Here is a 16,350-nt window from a genome sequence, read left to right as displayed (position 1 = left end):
CCTATTGTGCAAAAAACGCCCTATTCACAATTAAAAGCAACGGGGATTCATAAGTCCTTTGGGCACGTTCAAGTGCTCAATGGGATTGATTTCACCATGGATACCAGCGATGCCATTGGCATCGTTGGACCCAATGGTGCAGGAAAATCAACACTCTTGAGTGTGCTATCAGGTGCTCAACCACCATCAAAAGGACGAATCCACCTTAACGATCAAGACATCACCCAACTGCCCGCCCGCCATAGAGCAAAACAAGGGCTGGTCAGGACCCATCAAATCCCTAAACCATTTTCGGGTATTAGTGTGTTTGAGAACGTCTTTGTCGCCGCGATCCATTCTGCGACCCCAAACCGTAGCGAAGCTTATGACATCGCCTTAGAGTCACTGGAACTGTGCGGCATGATGCACATTGCAAATCGTGAAGCAGACAGCATTGGCTTGTTAGATCGTAAACGCTTGGAGTTAGCCAGAGCGCTCGCCACCCAACCAAACCTGTTATTTTTGGATGAAATTGGTGGCGGCTTAACCGATGGCGAAGCGCTCCAACTGGTCGACACGATTCTCACACTGCGCGCCCGAGGGATTGGCATCGTATGGATTGAGCACATCGTCCATATACTGCTTCGGGTGGCAAAAACACTCATCTGTATGGACAACGGCCGGATACTCGCCCAAGGCCTGCCCAGCCACGTTATGGCCAACGAAGAGGTGATGCGCGCCTACATGGGAGGTTCTCAGCATGCTTAATATCTCTGATTTGGATGTTCGATATGGTCAATTTAGAGCGGTTCAGGGTGTGTCTTTATCGATTATAAAAGGGGAAACAGTGTCTCTCATTGGAGCGAATGGTGCGGGAAAATCTACCTTTCTTAGGGCCATCGCGGGGGCACTTCCCTGTCATCAGGGACGCATCACCTTTAAAGATGAAAATATCACCTTAAGTTCTGCCAGTCACCGGGTTCAACGTGGTTTAGCACTGGTTCCAGAAGGGCGTCGCCTATTCAGTGACATGACGGTGGAAGAGAACTTGTTATTGGGAAAAACCACCAATCGTGACGGGGAATGGACCCTTGAGCGCATCTTTGAGACCTTCCCAAATTTGGTCAAACGTCGTACCGCAAAAGCCGGCAATCTCTCTGGTGGGGAGCAGCAAGCCACAGCAATTGGCAGAGCCCTCATGTCCAACCCTGAGCTGTTGATTTTAGATGAAGTCAGCCTGGGTCTTTCACCATTAGTGGTCGATCAGGTCTATGACTCCATCGAAAAGCTTCGCCAGACTGGAACCACCATTGTGCTTGTGGAGCAAGATCTAGCTCGCGCCATTGCTTTTTCAAACCGCGCCGTATGCATGCTCGAAGGTCGCATAGTGCTTGATAAACCCTGCGCAGAAACAAACCGTGATGAAATCACTCAAGCCTATTTTGGTCTCGATCCATCACAGACTCAGGAGGCCATATGATCAATAGCTTAATTCAAGCCATACTGCTTGGGGGCTACTATGCACTGGTCGCCTGTGGATTAGCCTTTATGTTTCAAGTGATGCGCATTATTAACTTGGCCCATGGTTCCTTGGCGATACTAAGTGCCTACATCGTATGGGAGATCACTGATCTATTAGGCTTATCGCCGTTTATTTCAGTACTTATGGTGCTGCCCATCATGGCTATCATCGGGCTGATTTTGCAGCGCATCATTCTTGAACGCGCCGCAAAAGGTGGCGAATTGCTCCCGGTACTGACCACCTTTGGCCTAGCCATTGTGATCGATAACTTGTTGTTCCAACAATTTGGTGCCAATACCCGCTCCCTCTCCCCGTACTTGGGTGATTTAAGCTGGGAATCCTATGAAATCATGGGACTATGGATTGGCAAGCTACCGATCATAGTTTTGCTCACGGCGGTGGTTGTCATTGGCGGATTGGATCTTGTTCTGCGCTTTACGCCACTGGGGCGTCAAATCCGAGCCACGGCTTTTGATCCAGATACCGCGGGCTTGGTGGGCATTGATGCCAGAAAAGTAGCAGGCATCTCCGCTGCCATTGCCATGATGACTGTTGCCATATCCGGTACGGCGCTGGGGTTACGAGGGACATTTGACGCCTATGCTGGCGGGCCGCAATTACTGTTTGCCTTTGAAGCAACCATCATTGGCGGCGCAAGCTCCCTATGGGGGGTGTTCATTGGCGGAATCATTCTTGCCATGGCGCAAAGTCTTGGAGCGCTTATTCACCCTCAAGGGTTCTTATTAGGCGGCCATTTCGTGTTTCTCGTCTTTCTCTTTGCACGTATTTATCTTGGCAATCATGCATTGCTGTTTAAACACTGGCTCAGTAAGTGCTTTGCTAAAGGAGGTGTCCTATGAAGGTGACTCGTTCAAATGTGTATTCTAGGGGTGTCATCTTGAGTGTCGTGGTCATCACTCTACTCATGACAGTCCTACCCTTATGGGTCTCTAATAACGCCATTGAGCGCCTTACTGTGCTCTTTATTTATATTACCCTCGCGGCCATGTGGAACACCTTGGCTGGCTTTGGCGGACTCATCTCCATTGGGCAACAGCTGTTTTTTGGCTTAGGTGCCTATGCCACCATTAGACTTTCAGACCTTGGCGTTACTCCCTTCGTGGCCTTAGTGTTAAGCGCTCTTATTGTAGGACTGTTAAGTTGGCCTATCTCCCGCTTCATGTTGCGCTTGCGAGCTGGTGAGTTTGCCATCGGCATGTGGGTACTTGCGTCCATTGGTCACTTATTAGTGAACCTTGATCCGCTGATTCAAGGGGAAACCGGGATATCCCTGATCGCGTTGAATCAATACCCAATTGAAACCCGTCGTACGCTTATTTACTGGTCCGCATTAATTGGCATGCTGGGGCTGCTGTTAGGGCTATTCTGCCTATTGCGTTCCCGAGCAGGGATTGCCATGCAAGCCATCCGCGATAACGAAGAAGCAGCGGATTCCATTGGCGTCGATCCCGAAAAGGTAAAACGCTGGTTCTTCCTATTTGCAGCCTTTGGCACCGCTTTAGCGGGCGCCTTGTGGCTGGCCCAAGCGTCCACTTTTCAACCTAAAGCCTATTTCTCTGTGCAGTGGACAGCCTACATGATCTTTATGGTGTTGGTGGGCGGCATTGGACGTTTTGAAGGGGCAATTTTAGGCGCCTTATTGTTCTTCGTCGTAGAGACTTGGTTTGCAGCCACAGGGGTCTGGTATCTGGTTGGGTTAGGAGCTGTGGCTATGTTGTGCTCGCTATTTTTACCAAAAGGCTTGTGGGGTTTCATCGAGCAACGCCTCGGCATCCAGCTGATCCCCGTTGGCTATCAAGTGACCTCTCCAACCTCACAAATAGCAAAGCCCTCACCTAAGGAAACCCTATGCCGCCACTCGGAAAAACCCTCATCGTAACGAAGGGCTTGAAGCCTCAGTCACCGTTAAACTTGTAAAATAAAAAGGACATAAAATCATGACCGTACTATTAAGCATTGGGGGGCAGGATTGCTCCGCTAGTAATCATAACGTCTATGAGCGCACTGACCCGGTAACAGGTAAAACTGCTTCTACCTGTGCCGCAGCAACCCTAGACGATATTAAAGCCGTCACCGAAGCCGCTCAATCTGCCTTTGGCCATTGGGCTAAAAGTTTACCTGCTGAGCGCCGCACGTTATTGAATCGTGCTGCGGACATTATGGAGACCAAGCAAGCAGACTTTATCCAAGCCATGATCACGGAAACAGGTGCAACCAAACCCTGGGCGCAATTTAATGTGATGCTTGCAGCAGGCCATATTCGGGAGGCGGCAGCGCTCACCACGCACGTGGGGGGCGAGGTACTCCCTTCCAACAAACCTGGCACACTGGCTATGTCAGTGAATACTCCCAAAGGGGTTTGTCTGGCGATGGCACCTTGGAATGCGCCAATCATTTTAGGCTCCCGCGCCATTGCAACACCCTTAGCCTGCGGCAACACCGTCATTCTTAAAAGCTCTGAGTTTTGCCCATTAACGCACCGTCTTATCATTGATTGTTTCTTAGAAGCCGGCTTCCCATCGGGTACTGTGAATCTTATTTCAAATGATCCAAGTGATGCCCCAGAGATCGTCAAAGCCTTAATCGAAGCGCCTCAGGTGCGACACGTCAACTTCACTGGCTCCAGTCCAGTCGGTCGTATTATTGGTCGTTTAGCAGGTGAAAACCTGAAGCCAGCGTTACTGGAACTGGGTGGCAAAGCCCCCTTAGTGGTGTTGTCCGATGCGGACCTAGAGGGGGCGGTCAATGCCGCGGTCTTTGGCGCCTTTATGAATCAGGGACAAATCTGTATGTCCACAGAACGAGTCATTGTTGAACGCTCGATTGCAGATGAATTCGTTGAGCGTATGGCAAGCAAAGCGTCTAAATTACCTTGGGGGGACCCGCGTGATCAGGTCGTGCTGGGGTCTTTAGTTAACCCAGACGTCGCCGAAAAAATGCATGAGCTCATTCAGGACGCTACCAGCAAAGGAGCGACGCTTCTCTGTGGCGGCGAAAATCGTGGCACCTGCTTTGCCCCGACGTTATTAGATGGTGTCGACAGCTCCATGCGAATCTATAGGGAGGAAAGCTTTGGCCCAGTGAAGTCCATTATTCGAGTCGACAATGAAGAAGAAGCCATTCGTGTCGCCAATGACAGCGAGTATGGTTTATCCTCTGCGGTCTTCTCACAAGACATCAACCGAGCCATCAAATGCGCCAATGCGATAAACAGCGGCATCTGCCATATTAATGGCTCGACCCTTGCCGATGAACCCCACATGCCTTTCGGAGGTGTTGGTGATTCTGGTTATGGTCGATTCGGCGGTAAAGCGGGCATCAGTGAATTTACGGATATCCGCTGGATCACCATTGAAGACCCCAATCAGCACTATCCTTTTTAAATACTGACTAGTGAACGGCCCATTTGCCCGTTGGGACAAATGAGTCGTTCACTGAGTCCCCTGCATCCATATTCAGAAATATCACTATATTCATGACAAATGCCTTCACGGATGTGTACCGTAAGCTGCGCTACGACCACCAAAGATCTGAATCTCGATACTATTTAGAAAAGGTCACTAAAGCGAAGAAGAATTACCAATAACGAGAAGAACAATAGGGCAATAAGGAATCTATTTAAAATTAGATTTTCAAAGTAAAAGAGAAGAATGACCAGAAAGTGGTGGGTGTGGAGAGGTTCGAACTCCCGACATTCGCCTTGTAAGGGCGAAAAATCAAAAGAACTTTAACTTATCTCAACCAACACTTTGGGGAATTTCAAGTAAATCAGATTACAAATCAACAACTTATAAAATAACTTATTGGTTAAAACCGAAATAGAAAAGACTGCTCATTGCTGATTGTGACCAATTTTTTTAAAAAAATTGGTCACAAATCTAGGCATACCAATTATCAGAGTTTACACCAGTTTATGAGCTTCGCTCAACAACGAGCGCAGGTGATACAACATTGAATTTTTATAACTAGCTTTGAATAACAAATTTTTGAAAAAACTAACTCGTTGTTAATAAAGTAGAGTAAATTATTTTGGGAGAACTAGTTGCTACCGCTAAACCACCTCCCCAATGAAGAGAATGAGTCAGAGACTTCATTATTTACCTTAAGTAGAAGATCTCTCTCACCCAGGCGGTTTTTTATCAAGTAACGATTAGTTCTACAGCTATCACAATGTAAACTAAATGTACTATTAGCTTGGCTTTTTAGTGGTATATTTCTTGAATCACACACTGGGCATTGTTGCAGTACTTTAATCTCTTCTATTCGTAATATTAAAGAATCAGCTTGTTCATGAGCGTTATTTTCTCTTAATAGTTTTATCAACGCTGAGGAAAAATCATTAGAAACATCCTCAAGAACACATAAACTTGGCGGAATATCTCCAGTTAACTTCAATGACTTTTTATGTTTACTATTTGATGCACTTAAAAAGTCTAATAATTCCTGGGGGAGTTTCTGTATCGGCTCACCGTAGTTTGCAACTAAAAATTGGGTCATGGTGCGATCAACAAACCACCCCAACCTCTCTACACCGTACAAATCCATTGGTGATAGAGGTATTGCATTGTCACGATCAATAGAAGGCTTTAGCTCTTGGTCTATTGATGAGAAGGCAATCAGCGAGTTTGATTTTTCATAATTATGGTCATGAAAACCTAGCCATGTTTTGATCCGCAGCACATCAACCTGCTCTCTATTTTCTACTAATGTCCAGTCAAAACCTTCTCTGGTTAACTTAAACTCTCGTCCAGCCCAAACAAACACCTTCTCTTGTGATTCATATTTACACTCAACCTCAGCACTATAGGGTTTCAATGCATGCTGAAAATGGAGCCCAACATAACGACAATAGTATTCTGATAACTCTTGGTTACGGACAAATTGTTCTGCAGGTGAACTCTTTAATCTCTGTTGGTTTTTACTTAGCATTTCCCAAAGTATTGATAAATACCGATAGTGAGCATCGTGATTAAGGATGTTGGTACGGTGTAGTGCACCACCGATTTGCGTGTTACGGTTGATCAATAGATACAGACCGCTTTGTTTGAGGTTACAAATGCTGTGATGCATGGCCCGCAACGTGGTAAGGGTTTCTTCCAGTAACGTCAGTGTTTCCAGTGTGGCTTCTTCATCAAAAGTTTGTCCCCAAAGATCACATACTTTGTAGGACAAACGATGGTGAATATCACGGTTGTCGTAAAACCTGAGTGCCTTGTCCAGTGTGTCGTTCAGTTGCTCAACAGTGCGGATACGCTGGGTTAAATGAGTATCAAGCTTATCTAGCAGGCGTGCATACACCCGGTTCTCGTAGATGTGGAAGTCATCTTCACTAAAACGGGCTTTTACTTTTTTGGGAACGACGCCACTCAGGGTTTGGCGTTGCCAGCACTCTGAGTGGGATGCTAGGTGTACCAGCGCACCTTTGGCCAGTCGTTTGGCGCGGGCTACATCGGTGATTTCTTCTTCATAGCGAATATCCAAACGAGGCCGATGAGATATCTGATGCAGGTGGCCTTTTTCAAGAATAATCTGCAGTTTTTTTTCCAATGGCAACAGGTGAGAATCAGCATCAACGACTGCAGAAGGCAGCATGGGGGACATTAGTTTGCTATCATGCTCCAGTTGTCTGCCAATGGTGGCAATAGCGTTTTCAAACAGGCTGATGTCCTGCTGTCGGTTTTTGTCTGGCATCAAAAACTGATGGTTTGTCTGATTCAGGCTGCAGCGCTCTGAGCCATCGCTGACCAGTATCTCCCCTGGATAAATATCGGAGTGCCCGTTCAGACACTCGGCATGCTTTCCTTCCCAGACATAACGCCCGGAATCGATCTGCATTGGCAGATCGAAGCATTTGGTATTGGTGAATCGATCAAACCACATTAGCCACCGCGCTCCTTGCGTTGACGGTCTGTTTCCAGCAGTTGCAGGGACTTGTCTGGATCGCCCTTAAGGTCGGTTTTGCTCCAGAAATCCTGCAATGCATCGCTGAGCTTACCCACATCCTCGGCGGTAACATCGTAGCGGCCAGTCACCTTGCCATTACGCATCACTCGGGTAGACAGCAGGTGGTCGAGTGCTTCACCTTCTGTGGCTCCACAGGCCAGCATGACTGGAATAAAGCGCTTGGCCTGACGCTCAAAACGGTTGCCCCAGCCAAGGTCAAAGGTCTCAGCAAGTTGAGTGGTGATGTCGTGATCTGCCAATTGCTTGAGAAGCTCTTGCACTTGCGGCGTGTGCTGTTGGCTAGCTTGTTGAAAAGCTCTCTGTAAGGATGTGAATGAAAAGCTTGCTGAATCGTACTTGGTGATTTTGAATCGATTGTCCTGCTTCGGCAGCGTCATCACATGGGCGCGGTCGTAGGTCTTGTCGGCTAGCTCGTTGGTGGTTTCGTCGTGGTTGGCGGTGCCGATAAACCAGACGTTACTTGGCACCAAAATCTGGCGGCCTTCTTTCAATCCTTTAGGCGCATTGGGCAGCGCGGTTTCGGCCAGACTGATTAATCGTTCCTTGCGGTCGTTTTTCTCCAGTGCTGATAAAAACTCAGAGAAATACTGTTCCGGACGTGAAAGGTTCATCTCATCGAGCAGAATCACGTTGCAGGTATCACTCCAGCGTGGAGTCTGCGCCTGATACAGGGCTTGCAGGCAGTCCTTTTCGTAAAACTTGCGCTCAAAGGCGTTGTAATGACCCAGCAGATCATCACGATCGCGCCAACCAGCCTGAACAGCAATATCGGTACAGAAACCGCCCATAGCTTTGGCGAAAGCCTTGGCTAGGCTGGTTTTACCTGTGCCACTGATGCCCTGGAATACGTGTAACTGACTCATGGCCAGGCCACCGAGCAGTGTGCGGATATCCTCGATTGGATAGTAGAGTTTTACACGCTCGGCCAGGGCAATGCGGTGTTGGAGCTCTTCGGCAAAGGTGGACAGATCCGGGATATCTTCCAATTCCATAGTGGCCTGGAAATCCTTGCCAGTATCCATACCAGACATTGCTGGGAATGGTGTCTGGGTCTTGTGAGCATCGGTCAGCTGGCTGATACGGCTTTCAAGGTCATCGATATGAACCTGCAAGGTATTTTTATGCTGGGTCAGAAGTCGGTTTTCCTGCTCTTTACTGTAAAGCTCGGTTGCTGCAATTCGTTTATGAGCCGCTTCTGTTTGCGCTTGTAAGAGCTGGGGGCGCAGCTGGGAAAGTTCTGTTTCCAGATCAGACACACGACTACGCAGGAACTCGTTGGTTTCTTGCAGTTCGGCAGTGTCGGATTCATTCAGCTGACGTTCTAACTGGCGATTTTGATCTTTCAGGTTGTCCAGCTGCTGCAAAAACTCTTCTGCTGTTTGGGAGCCAAGCGCGTTTTCCAGATCTCTAAAGCTGGATAGCTGGTCTTTAAGGTCGTCGATTTTTCCCCAGTTGTCATCTAACTTGGCGTTTAGCTTGTCCAGCGCAATTGAGTGTGACTCGCGCTCACGCTCCATAGCTTCGTCTACCAATGCATCAAGGTTTTCTTTGGCTTGACGAAGATCCTCCCATTCGGCATCGATTTTTTGACGTTCAACAGACAGTGTGAACTCAATTTGCTGTCGGTCGTTTTCGATACGTTGTTGGGTAAATTCGTTGCCAAGGTCCAGATCCAGTTTGTAGGTCTGTTTATCCTGTTTCAGCGCTTGCCTGGCGTTTTCAAGCAAGGCTTTTTCTTTGGCAAATTTGGCCTGTTCAGTTGCAAGTTGAACGCTACTTTGCTCCAGCTGTAAGTCACGTTCATCCAAGGCTCGTTTACGTTCTTGTTCTGCCGCCGTCAGTTCTATTTGGGCCTTCTGAATCGCCAGTTCCAATTCGTATTTCTGTTTTTGCAGCTCTGCAAGAGCCGTCTTAAAAGTCGCTTTTTCATCTTGATGCTGCTGCTTCAGCTTTTCCAACGCCTTACGGTTTTGCTGTTCAAAATCGGCTTCAGCATTTAATTCGCGTGCACTGATTTCTCGCTCGCGTTTGGTCAATTCACCTTGTAGTTTGGCTTGTAGGGTTTGTTGTTGTTGAAGTTCTTCTTGTTGTTCTGAAAACTCAGCTTGGGCATCAGCAAGTTCCTGAGAGAGCTTTGCTTGCTCGCGTTCTTTGCTTTCGGCTTCTTGCCATTTTTGATTGCAGGTATCCCAGCGAGCACTGTATTCCTGCTCCAGGTTTTGCTGGTACCTGCCAATCTCCTTGCAGACGTCCGCAAACCTTTGAATCCATTTTCCGAACTCATTTGCCTTATCGGCGGGAATGGCGTTGATCAGCGCTTTCAGATATTGCTGATCAACATTAATGTTCAGTGAGTTATTGGTGCTTTGATAGATCTTGCTGGCGCTCTCAAAAGATGCCGTCCACATGGGCACCTGTTTTTCGAGGTTCATAGCAGGCGTTGGCTTCAGGGCTGCTGCTGTACTTCCCTGTGGCGGAGGGGTTGGACGATTTTGTTTCTTAGCCATTAATCCATTCCTTGAAGTGTTCGGTAAATTGCAGCGCGTAGTCGATATGTTGCTGCGCAATTTCCAGTGTTATTTCTGTGTACTGTTTGCCGGTATAACGGCTATTACCATGGCTGGTCTGATTGCGTAAATCCGCCAGATCGAGCAGTTTGCGAAGTTGTAGCCGTTGGTTGGTGAGCTGTTTAAACGGGTGATTGTCGTGGCCGAGTGAACCTAAGGCAGCGGCGAATACCAGGCCTTTTAAAGAGCTGGATGGTGTTCGTAAGGTACTGATGGCCACCTTCAGGCTTTGTCGTGACAAAGGCTCGATTACCTGATCGGTAAAAGCAGGCAAGGCCAATGCGGTCAGGAGCTTTTTATTCAGCTCGTGATTGTTTTTACTCTGCTTAGGTAATGAGCCTGTGTTGGCAGGAAAGGTTTTGATCAACCATTGCATCAAAACCTCCAGCAGTTTCTGGCTCTCGGTAACCGCCGTTTCCAGGTCATTTTTGTGATCCTGGCCTTGCTCGAGTGTTTCTTTACGGGTGAGCAGCACCGCAATGGCCGCAGCAATGTCTGGTTCTTTTTGTGCCCATGGATAGTTCACTAGAACATGCAACTGAGATTGCTCCTTCAAGCTCTGTAGCCATTCGGCGACTGTTTGTGTATCTGGCTCGGCTTGCCCAATCAGCTTCGCGAGCTGTTTAAGCAGGTGGTTATTGTTTTCCAGCAATTGGGGAAGGGTATCCTTCAGCCACCAGGCTTCGTCGCGAATATCGAATGGGTCTTTGATGCTCCAAAGATTTGAATCATGGCTGGGGGTCACCCAAACCAGAATCCAGGCAGACTCCGGTTGTTCAGTTTGAAAACGGATACCTGATAATTTGATCTGCTTTGGAATACCGCTACCGGAATGTAGCTGTTTGGCTGCCCGGTAATCAGCCCGGTAATCCTGCCAGGCATTCAGTGCGCCTTTGGTATCTGGCTGTGAGCAGTCTGATTTTGGGGGAGCTGGCTTAAAGGGTTTCAGGGTATATCCGGTCTTACGATCCTGAACAAATTCGGGGTATTTGGATTGGGGATTACTGGCTTCCATCACCTTGAGTTTGTTATCAATCCGTGGCCATAGTTTGCCGGTAACGGCATCCTGAAACAAATAACCGCTGGCCAGCTGCTCACTTTGATTGTCTTCCTCAGTGATGGCTTTGATGCCGTTATCAGTAAGTTCGGTTGCTTGATCATTAATCCAGCCACGACTTACTAGCTGAGCCTGAATCAGCTTGATCAAGTTGGTGTGTAGGCCAGTCAGCTGTGCAATGTCTTCGGCGTCGTGGTTTTTGGCCCGAATCAGGCGCAGCACGGCTTTCTGAAACAGGTTCATCGTGGGCTGTTTTACCTCTGGGTACAGCACTCGGTGAACCATAACTGGCCATAACACGGCTTGCACTTTATCGTGCTTGCCGGGCGGACGACGCCCATATTTCAGGTAGGTTGAGGAATCAACGAAGGCTGCCATGATCACCTCCACACAGTTGATAGAAGGCCTGCAGAGCAGGAACACCTTCTTCGGCATCCGGATTGGTGGCTAATTGAGCGTCGCCCACACAGATCAGCATCTGACGTTGACGGCTCATGGCCACGTTCATACGGTTAGGCAAGCGCAGGAAGCCAAACATACGGTTGAGTTGGGTTTCGTGGCTTTCCTCTGCCGACTTCTCTGATTCGTTATTATTGGGATGTTTTGCTGGTTTGGGTTTGTGCCAGGTGCGTACACAGGAGAGCAGTACAACGTCGAATTCTTTGCCCTGGAAGGCATCGACGGAACCAACGCGCAGTCCTTCCTCGCCTTTGGATGTCGTTGCAAACTCCGCTGAAGGCTCATATTGGCCATTCACTTTTTTCATCAAAGGTATGTCGTTGATACGGGTACGAGCGAGCTTTTCCATGATCAGCTCGCGCTGGGGAGCATAGAAGGTAATCACACCAATTGAGAGATTGTTTCCTGCGGCTTCAAATAACACCTTCACTTCTTCAGCAATTCGCTCGGCTTCTGCCTCGCGAATCCGGCTGGTGCCTCGTTTGGTCGATTTACCCTCTGATGCTGGTACATCAATCCATTGGCAAACCTTGTTCTCGTAGCTGGATTTGCGATTGCCAAGGGCTTTCAGAAACTCGGGCTTAAAGGCAAAGTAACTTTCCGGGCGACCGGATTTCACCTTGTCCATACCAATGGATTCGTAGAACTGCTGGCTGACAAAATCCCCCAGTATCGGATGCATACGGAACTGCGTATCGAGCATCACCACACGCTTGGTTTCATCCTGTTGCTGCAGTTTGCTCAGTAAGGAACGCATACGCTCGAACATGCTGGTGCGATAAGCCTCGAGTTGCTGTTCTGTCAGCTGGTGCTCTTCCTGAAGCTGGCCCTCGATATCAGGTTCCAGCATATGTGGAAGCTGGCGATCATCCCCGACCAGAATGATTCGGCGCTTCGCCATAGACATAGGGATGAACAGGTCCAGAGGATTGGCGCGAGCGGCTTCGTCGATAACGACGGTATCAAAGTCGATTTCTGAGCTGTCCAGCCCAGCCACGGACTTCAAGCTTGCCATCTTGTTGCCTGCGGCCTGCTGGCAGGTTGCGCCGACGACCATGGCGTATTCTTCTGTTGTCGTCAGCGCGGCCTGGCGATCTGTTTCGATACTGTTCGCCAGTTCCTGTAACGCCCAGGCAACGCCTTGTTTGTGTTGCTGCATCTGTTGATCAAGAGCGCTTTCGATCTGGTCGATCAGCTTTAGCCCAGCGTCATCCAGAGACTGTTTCAGCTCCGGTGGGCGGTAGTCGGGCAGATGCTGATCTAGTAATCGGTTTTGCAAATCTTCGAGTAATTTCAGTAAGCCGTCGTCTGCCTGTTGAGTTTGAGCAGCTTGCTCCAGTACCGCTTGGTCTTCGTGCTGGAAGCGGTAGAGCTGACGCTTCAGTTCTCGCAACAGGTCATCGGCACGCAACGATCCATCATCAGCAAAGCTGGTGGGCGTAATTCGCAACCCTCGGATAAACCGCAGCGTGTTTTGGTTATGTTCGATATTGCTGGTTTTTGGGGCTTTTCTTTTTTGCTCTGCAACATAGTCTTCAAATTCACTGATCAGCCGGGATGGCAATCTGACTCGATGCTGCTCCAGTTGCTGTAGCTGCTTAAGTAGCAGGCTCAGTTGCCTGACATATTGAGCAGGTGAATACTGGCTTACCCGCAACAGCGCCAGATTGGCGTTGAGTTCATCCAGTTGCTTTAGCAACGGCTGTTGTTGGTATTGCTGGTCAATTTGCTCATTCAGGTATTGAGCCTGAGCATCGACCCAGCGACCAAAACCGCTTTCTTCTTCGGCACTGCCTTTTTTACCACCAACTCGTGTTGCGGGCAGGTTAAAGACCTGGCTTCGATCCAAGGCGTTATCGACAGCATCGTGTTGAAAGCTGCTGACCAGCACCTGACCGCTGAGGTTTTGTTCCTCAAACTCTTCTGCCAGTCGGCGTTGAAGCGCGGCGATTACCTGGGTTTTCCCTGTGCCAGGTGGGCCAATAATGATCGCGACATCCGGTGTGTTCAGAGCGGTTTCCAGGGCAAGCAGTTGCTTGTCGGTAGGCTTGCCACCCTTGAACGTTTCTTTGGCGTAGGACGTCAGCCCTTGGATTTTGCGGCGACGATCCGAAGGGATCGATACACCTTCCAGTAACGATTTGAGTTGCGGCATGCGTTTGCCAGAATCGATCGCCTGGCGCGCAATCATACGACGCTTGGCAATGGTGCACTGACCCGCTAGGGAGAGATAAAGCCAGCCGTCTTTGGGCTTGTCGTTTTTATCGGCTAACTTTTGTGGCAGGTCAAAGCGGGGAATATCTTTTTTGCGGTCTAATGCCGGTGTAAATACCAGATGATCCTCTTCAAACCGTATTTCACCACGAGCATTTTCTTGCTGCGGTTCGGCTTTATTTTCGGTTCTCAGCTCTTCAGCCCAATCGGGGGCTTGATGTGATAAATCCACTTGCTCGGATTTTCCAATGTCGAGTGATCGCCAGCGTTCCTGGAACTCTTTGAATGCATCACTGGACTTGGGCCAGATCCGCCAGCGGTTGGTACGACCATCTTCAAAGGCTTCTGCATGGGTAAAGCGTAACGCTTTCAGGGTCTCTGCCTGTTTCAGGGCAATGGCCCACTCCTTGTCGTTGTACAGATTCCAGAGCTCCAGATAGCTGCCGTTGTCTCGCAGGGCTGCGTCCAGAGTTGCTTTGTGGGTTGCGCTATTCAATGCAGCTGTAGCGCTAGCATCCTGAAAAGAGAAACTGCCCGAGAGCAGAGAAAAGCCATTATCGCGACGAGGATGTCGGGTAATACGACGGATCAAATGACGCCCGTCTTTTTCGGCTTCTACGTCAGCACGCCAGCCTTTGCCCAGCAGTTGGAAACCCTTTCCTGAACCAGAGTTGCTGAAGCGGGCTATGGCCAGCCAGTGTTCTTCAGTCGCCTCGGGAGACTGGCTTGTTACCACAAAGTGCTCTTGCAGCCACTGACCCGCCAATTCAATGTCGTTTTCTTTGATTTCCTGTTTGGTGAACAAATCATCGGAGATCAGGCCGTCGACACCCAATTGCAGATCCAGTGCAGTGACCTCGACGGGTGCCAGATACTGCAACTGCAATGTGTTTTTTTCTACTTGGGCCAGCATCCAGCGAGTCTGATCGCGCAGTGTCAGGCTGGTTAAAAATGGCCAGTCCTGAGCGGAGCAGGATACCTGAATATGTTCCATCTCCTGTTGGAGCATCCAGCCATCGTTGTAGGGCATCAGGCTGACAGGCTGGTTTTCCCGAAGCCCGGAAAGGTCTTCGCTTGAGCGCAGATTAATCAGATCACTGGCAAAATAAGGGAATTCATGTAATTGCATAAATCACCACCGAAATTGCCAAAAAACGTGGGTTTCTGCCGGGCTGTCCAGGTGAATGCAGTAAGGCTCCTGGTTCTTTCCACGGGTTTCTGATTTCAGAGGGATCTTTTTTCTGAACTCTTTCATGTTGTCGTCACCACGGGAAATGTGTAGAGGATCAACAGGCGTGATAACCAGCTTCGTTTCTGAATATTCAATCTGAATATGGTCGCTGGGAACTCTGTCGTAACTGAAAGACGGCATCAGGCGTTTCAGTTCTTTCTGGTCACCGGGTTGCAGGCAAACCCTCCTTCCTGTGGCAATCTGGTTACCATCCAGCTCCGGGTATTTATCCTGCTTTTCGGTTTCTGAAACCCTGATGAACTCCTCGAACAATACCAGTTTCGGGTCGACCGGTGAGTCACAGAAGAAACAGCAGACGTCATCCATACACTCAGTGTCAGAAGGCAGTATCGTTTGGCCGTTGCACTCCTTGCACTTAAACAAGTGCTCATCGACTTCTGTCAATGCTTCCAGCCATTCCGCCATGGATGGGCGTGACAACGGGGTTTCTTTACCTACGCCGAAGGTTTGTTGGAATAACTCCGGCAGTTTGCTGTTGTCGATCAGTTGAATCGGCAGATTGGTGAAGCACTCGTTATCCGGGTTGTCTGGATCATTGATCCAGGGATGCTTACCACGAAGCGCTTCGTCTTCTATCTCGGGTTCGCCGTCGTTGATCATTTCGCCCTTTAACGGATGGTTATGGGTGAGCAACTGATAAGCAATGACTGCAAAGCTCCAGCAGTCTGTCAGGCTGGATAGCATGGCCTCGCCACGAACGACTTCCGGGGCACCGTAATCCGGCGTATGTACGGTTAAACTCGAGTGGGATTCATAGCTGATGTTGTCGCAGTCAATCAGCCAGGTTTCGGCATGGTTCGGGTCGTCTGAAACAAAGATATTATCGGGAGAAATATCACCGTACAGCATGCCACGGCTATGCAGTTGGTTAAGAGTCCGGGCCAGTTGGCAAAGGATACGAATGCGACGACGTAAGCCGCCCTGATCCAGATAGTTCTGAATATGAGGGGCCGGGTTCTCTTCCGTTGCGTTATCATTGGCCTGGATAAAGCTATCAAGGATGGATTTTAATGGGACCAGACCATCCATCAACTCCATGGCGTAGGCCATGCGCGGCTCTTTCATCAATGTCAAAGGCCGCGCCAGTTTCAGATCGGCGATGTCCTGTCGTATCAGCCATTCAATATGGCCGCGCCATTTCTTCTTCGCAGTCTCATCTTTATTTGTGAAGCCTTTGATGAGTACTTGAGGCCGGTCGGTGGTGAAAACCACACCCTGACCGCCTTCAGCCAGTTTTTCTTTGAGCTCGTACTTCATGCCCCGCACATCTTCCAGTGGCGGTAGCTTCTTCTTTTTACTGCCTGGGTTACTCATG

General features: G+C 49.1%; 10 protein-coding genes. 5 read left to right on the top strand and 5 right to left on the bottom strand.

Annotated elements, in window-relative coordinates; all coding sequences use genetic code 11:
• Nucleotides 1-6: 6 nt before the first annotated feature.
• The 5 genes from ACFQ45_RS17055 to ACFQ45_RS17035 are packed head-to-tail and all read left to right on the top strand — an operon-like array spanning nt 7 to nt 4,905.
• Nucleotides 7-747, top strand: a complete 741-nt coding sequence (locus ACFQ45_RS17055; protein ID WP_377369870.1) for an ABC transporter ATP-binding protein — start codon at nt 7-9, stop codon at nt 745-747.
• A complete protein-coding gene (locus tag ACFQ45_RS17050; protein WP_377369868.1) occupies nt 740-1,459 on the top strand; it encodes an ABC transporter ATP-binding protein in 720 nt (239 codons plus the stop codon). Before ACFQ45_RS17055 ends, ACFQ45_RS17050 begins: the two co-directional genes overlap by 8 nt.
• Entirely contained in the window at nt 1,456-2,361 is a 906-nt protein-coding gene (locus tag ACFQ45_RS17045; protein ID WP_377369866.1) for a branched-chain amino acid ABC transporter permease, read from the top strand. Before ACFQ45_RS17050 ends, ACFQ45_RS17045 begins: the two co-directional genes overlap by 4 nt.
• On the top strand, nt 2,358-3,401 hold the full coding sequence (locus ACFQ45_RS17040; RefSeq protein WP_377369864.1) for a branched-chain amino acid ABC transporter permease: 1,044 nt from the start codon (nt 2,358-2,360) through the stop codon (nt 3,399-3,401). The genes ACFQ45_RS17045 and ACFQ45_RS17040 overlap by 4 nt, the downstream gene beginning before the upstream one ends.
• Nucleotides 3,402-3,459: 58 nt before the next feature.
• Nucleotides 3,460-4,905 carry an aldehyde dehydrogenase gene (locus tag ACFQ45_RS17035; protein WP_377369862.1) on the top strand — a complete coding sequence of 482 codons (1,446 nt, stop codon included), beginning with the start codon at nt 3,460-3,462 and terminating at the stop codon, nt 4,903-4,905.
• Nucleotides 4,906-5,560: 655 nt separating this feature from the next.
• Here the strand turns inward: ACFQ45_RS17035 and ACFQ45_RS17030 are convergent.
• Genes ACFQ45_RS17030 through ACFQ45_RS17010 form a run of 5 tightly spaced genes read right to left on the bottom strand, consistent with a single transcriptional unit; the run spans nt 5,561 to nt 16,349 of the window.
• Nucleotides 5,561-7,402 (bottom strand): hypothetical protein, encoded by a 1,842-nt coding sequence (locus ACFQ45_RS17030; protein ID WP_377369860.1) that lies wholly within the window; start codon nt 7,400-7,402, stop codon nt 5,561-5,563.
• Nucleotides 7,402-9,993 (bottom strand): AAA family ATPase, encoded by a 2,592-nt coding sequence (locus tag ACFQ45_RS17025; protein WP_377369858.1) that lies wholly within the window; start codon nt 9,991-9,993, stop codon nt 7,402-7,404. Before ACFQ45_RS17025 ends, ACFQ45_RS17030 begins: the two co-directional genes overlap by 1 nt.
• Entirely contained in the window at nt 9,986-11,488 is a 1,503-nt protein-coding gene (locus ACFQ45_RS17020; RefSeq protein WP_377369856.1) for a hypothetical protein, read from the bottom strand. Before ACFQ45_RS17020 ends, ACFQ45_RS17025 begins: the two co-directional genes overlap by 8 nt.
• Nucleotides 11,472-14,912, bottom strand: a complete 3,441-nt coding sequence (locus ACFQ45_RS17015; protein ID WP_377369854.1) for a DEAD/DEAH box helicase — start codon at nt 14,910-14,912, stop codon at nt 11,472-11,474. The genes ACFQ45_RS17020 and ACFQ45_RS17015 overlap by 17 nt, the downstream gene beginning before the upstream one ends.
• 3 nt (nt 14,913-14,915) lie before the next feature.
• Nucleotides 14,916-16,349, bottom strand: coding sequence for a protein kinase domain-containing protein (locus ACFQ45_RS17010; protein ID WP_377369852.1), 1,434 nt, complete (start codon nt 16,347-16,349; stop codon nt 14,916-14,918).
• Nucleotide 16,350 lies beyond the last annotated feature (1 nt).

Source organism: Rhodanobacter aciditrophus, assembly GCF_042679525.1.
Classification (GTDB): domain Bacteria; phylum Pseudomonadota; class Gammaproteobacteria; order Pseudomonadales; family Marinomonadaceae; genus Marinomonas; species Marinomonas aciditrophus.
Note: the sequence above shows the minus strand (reverse complement) of the source record. Positions and strands in the feature narration are given on the sequence as shown.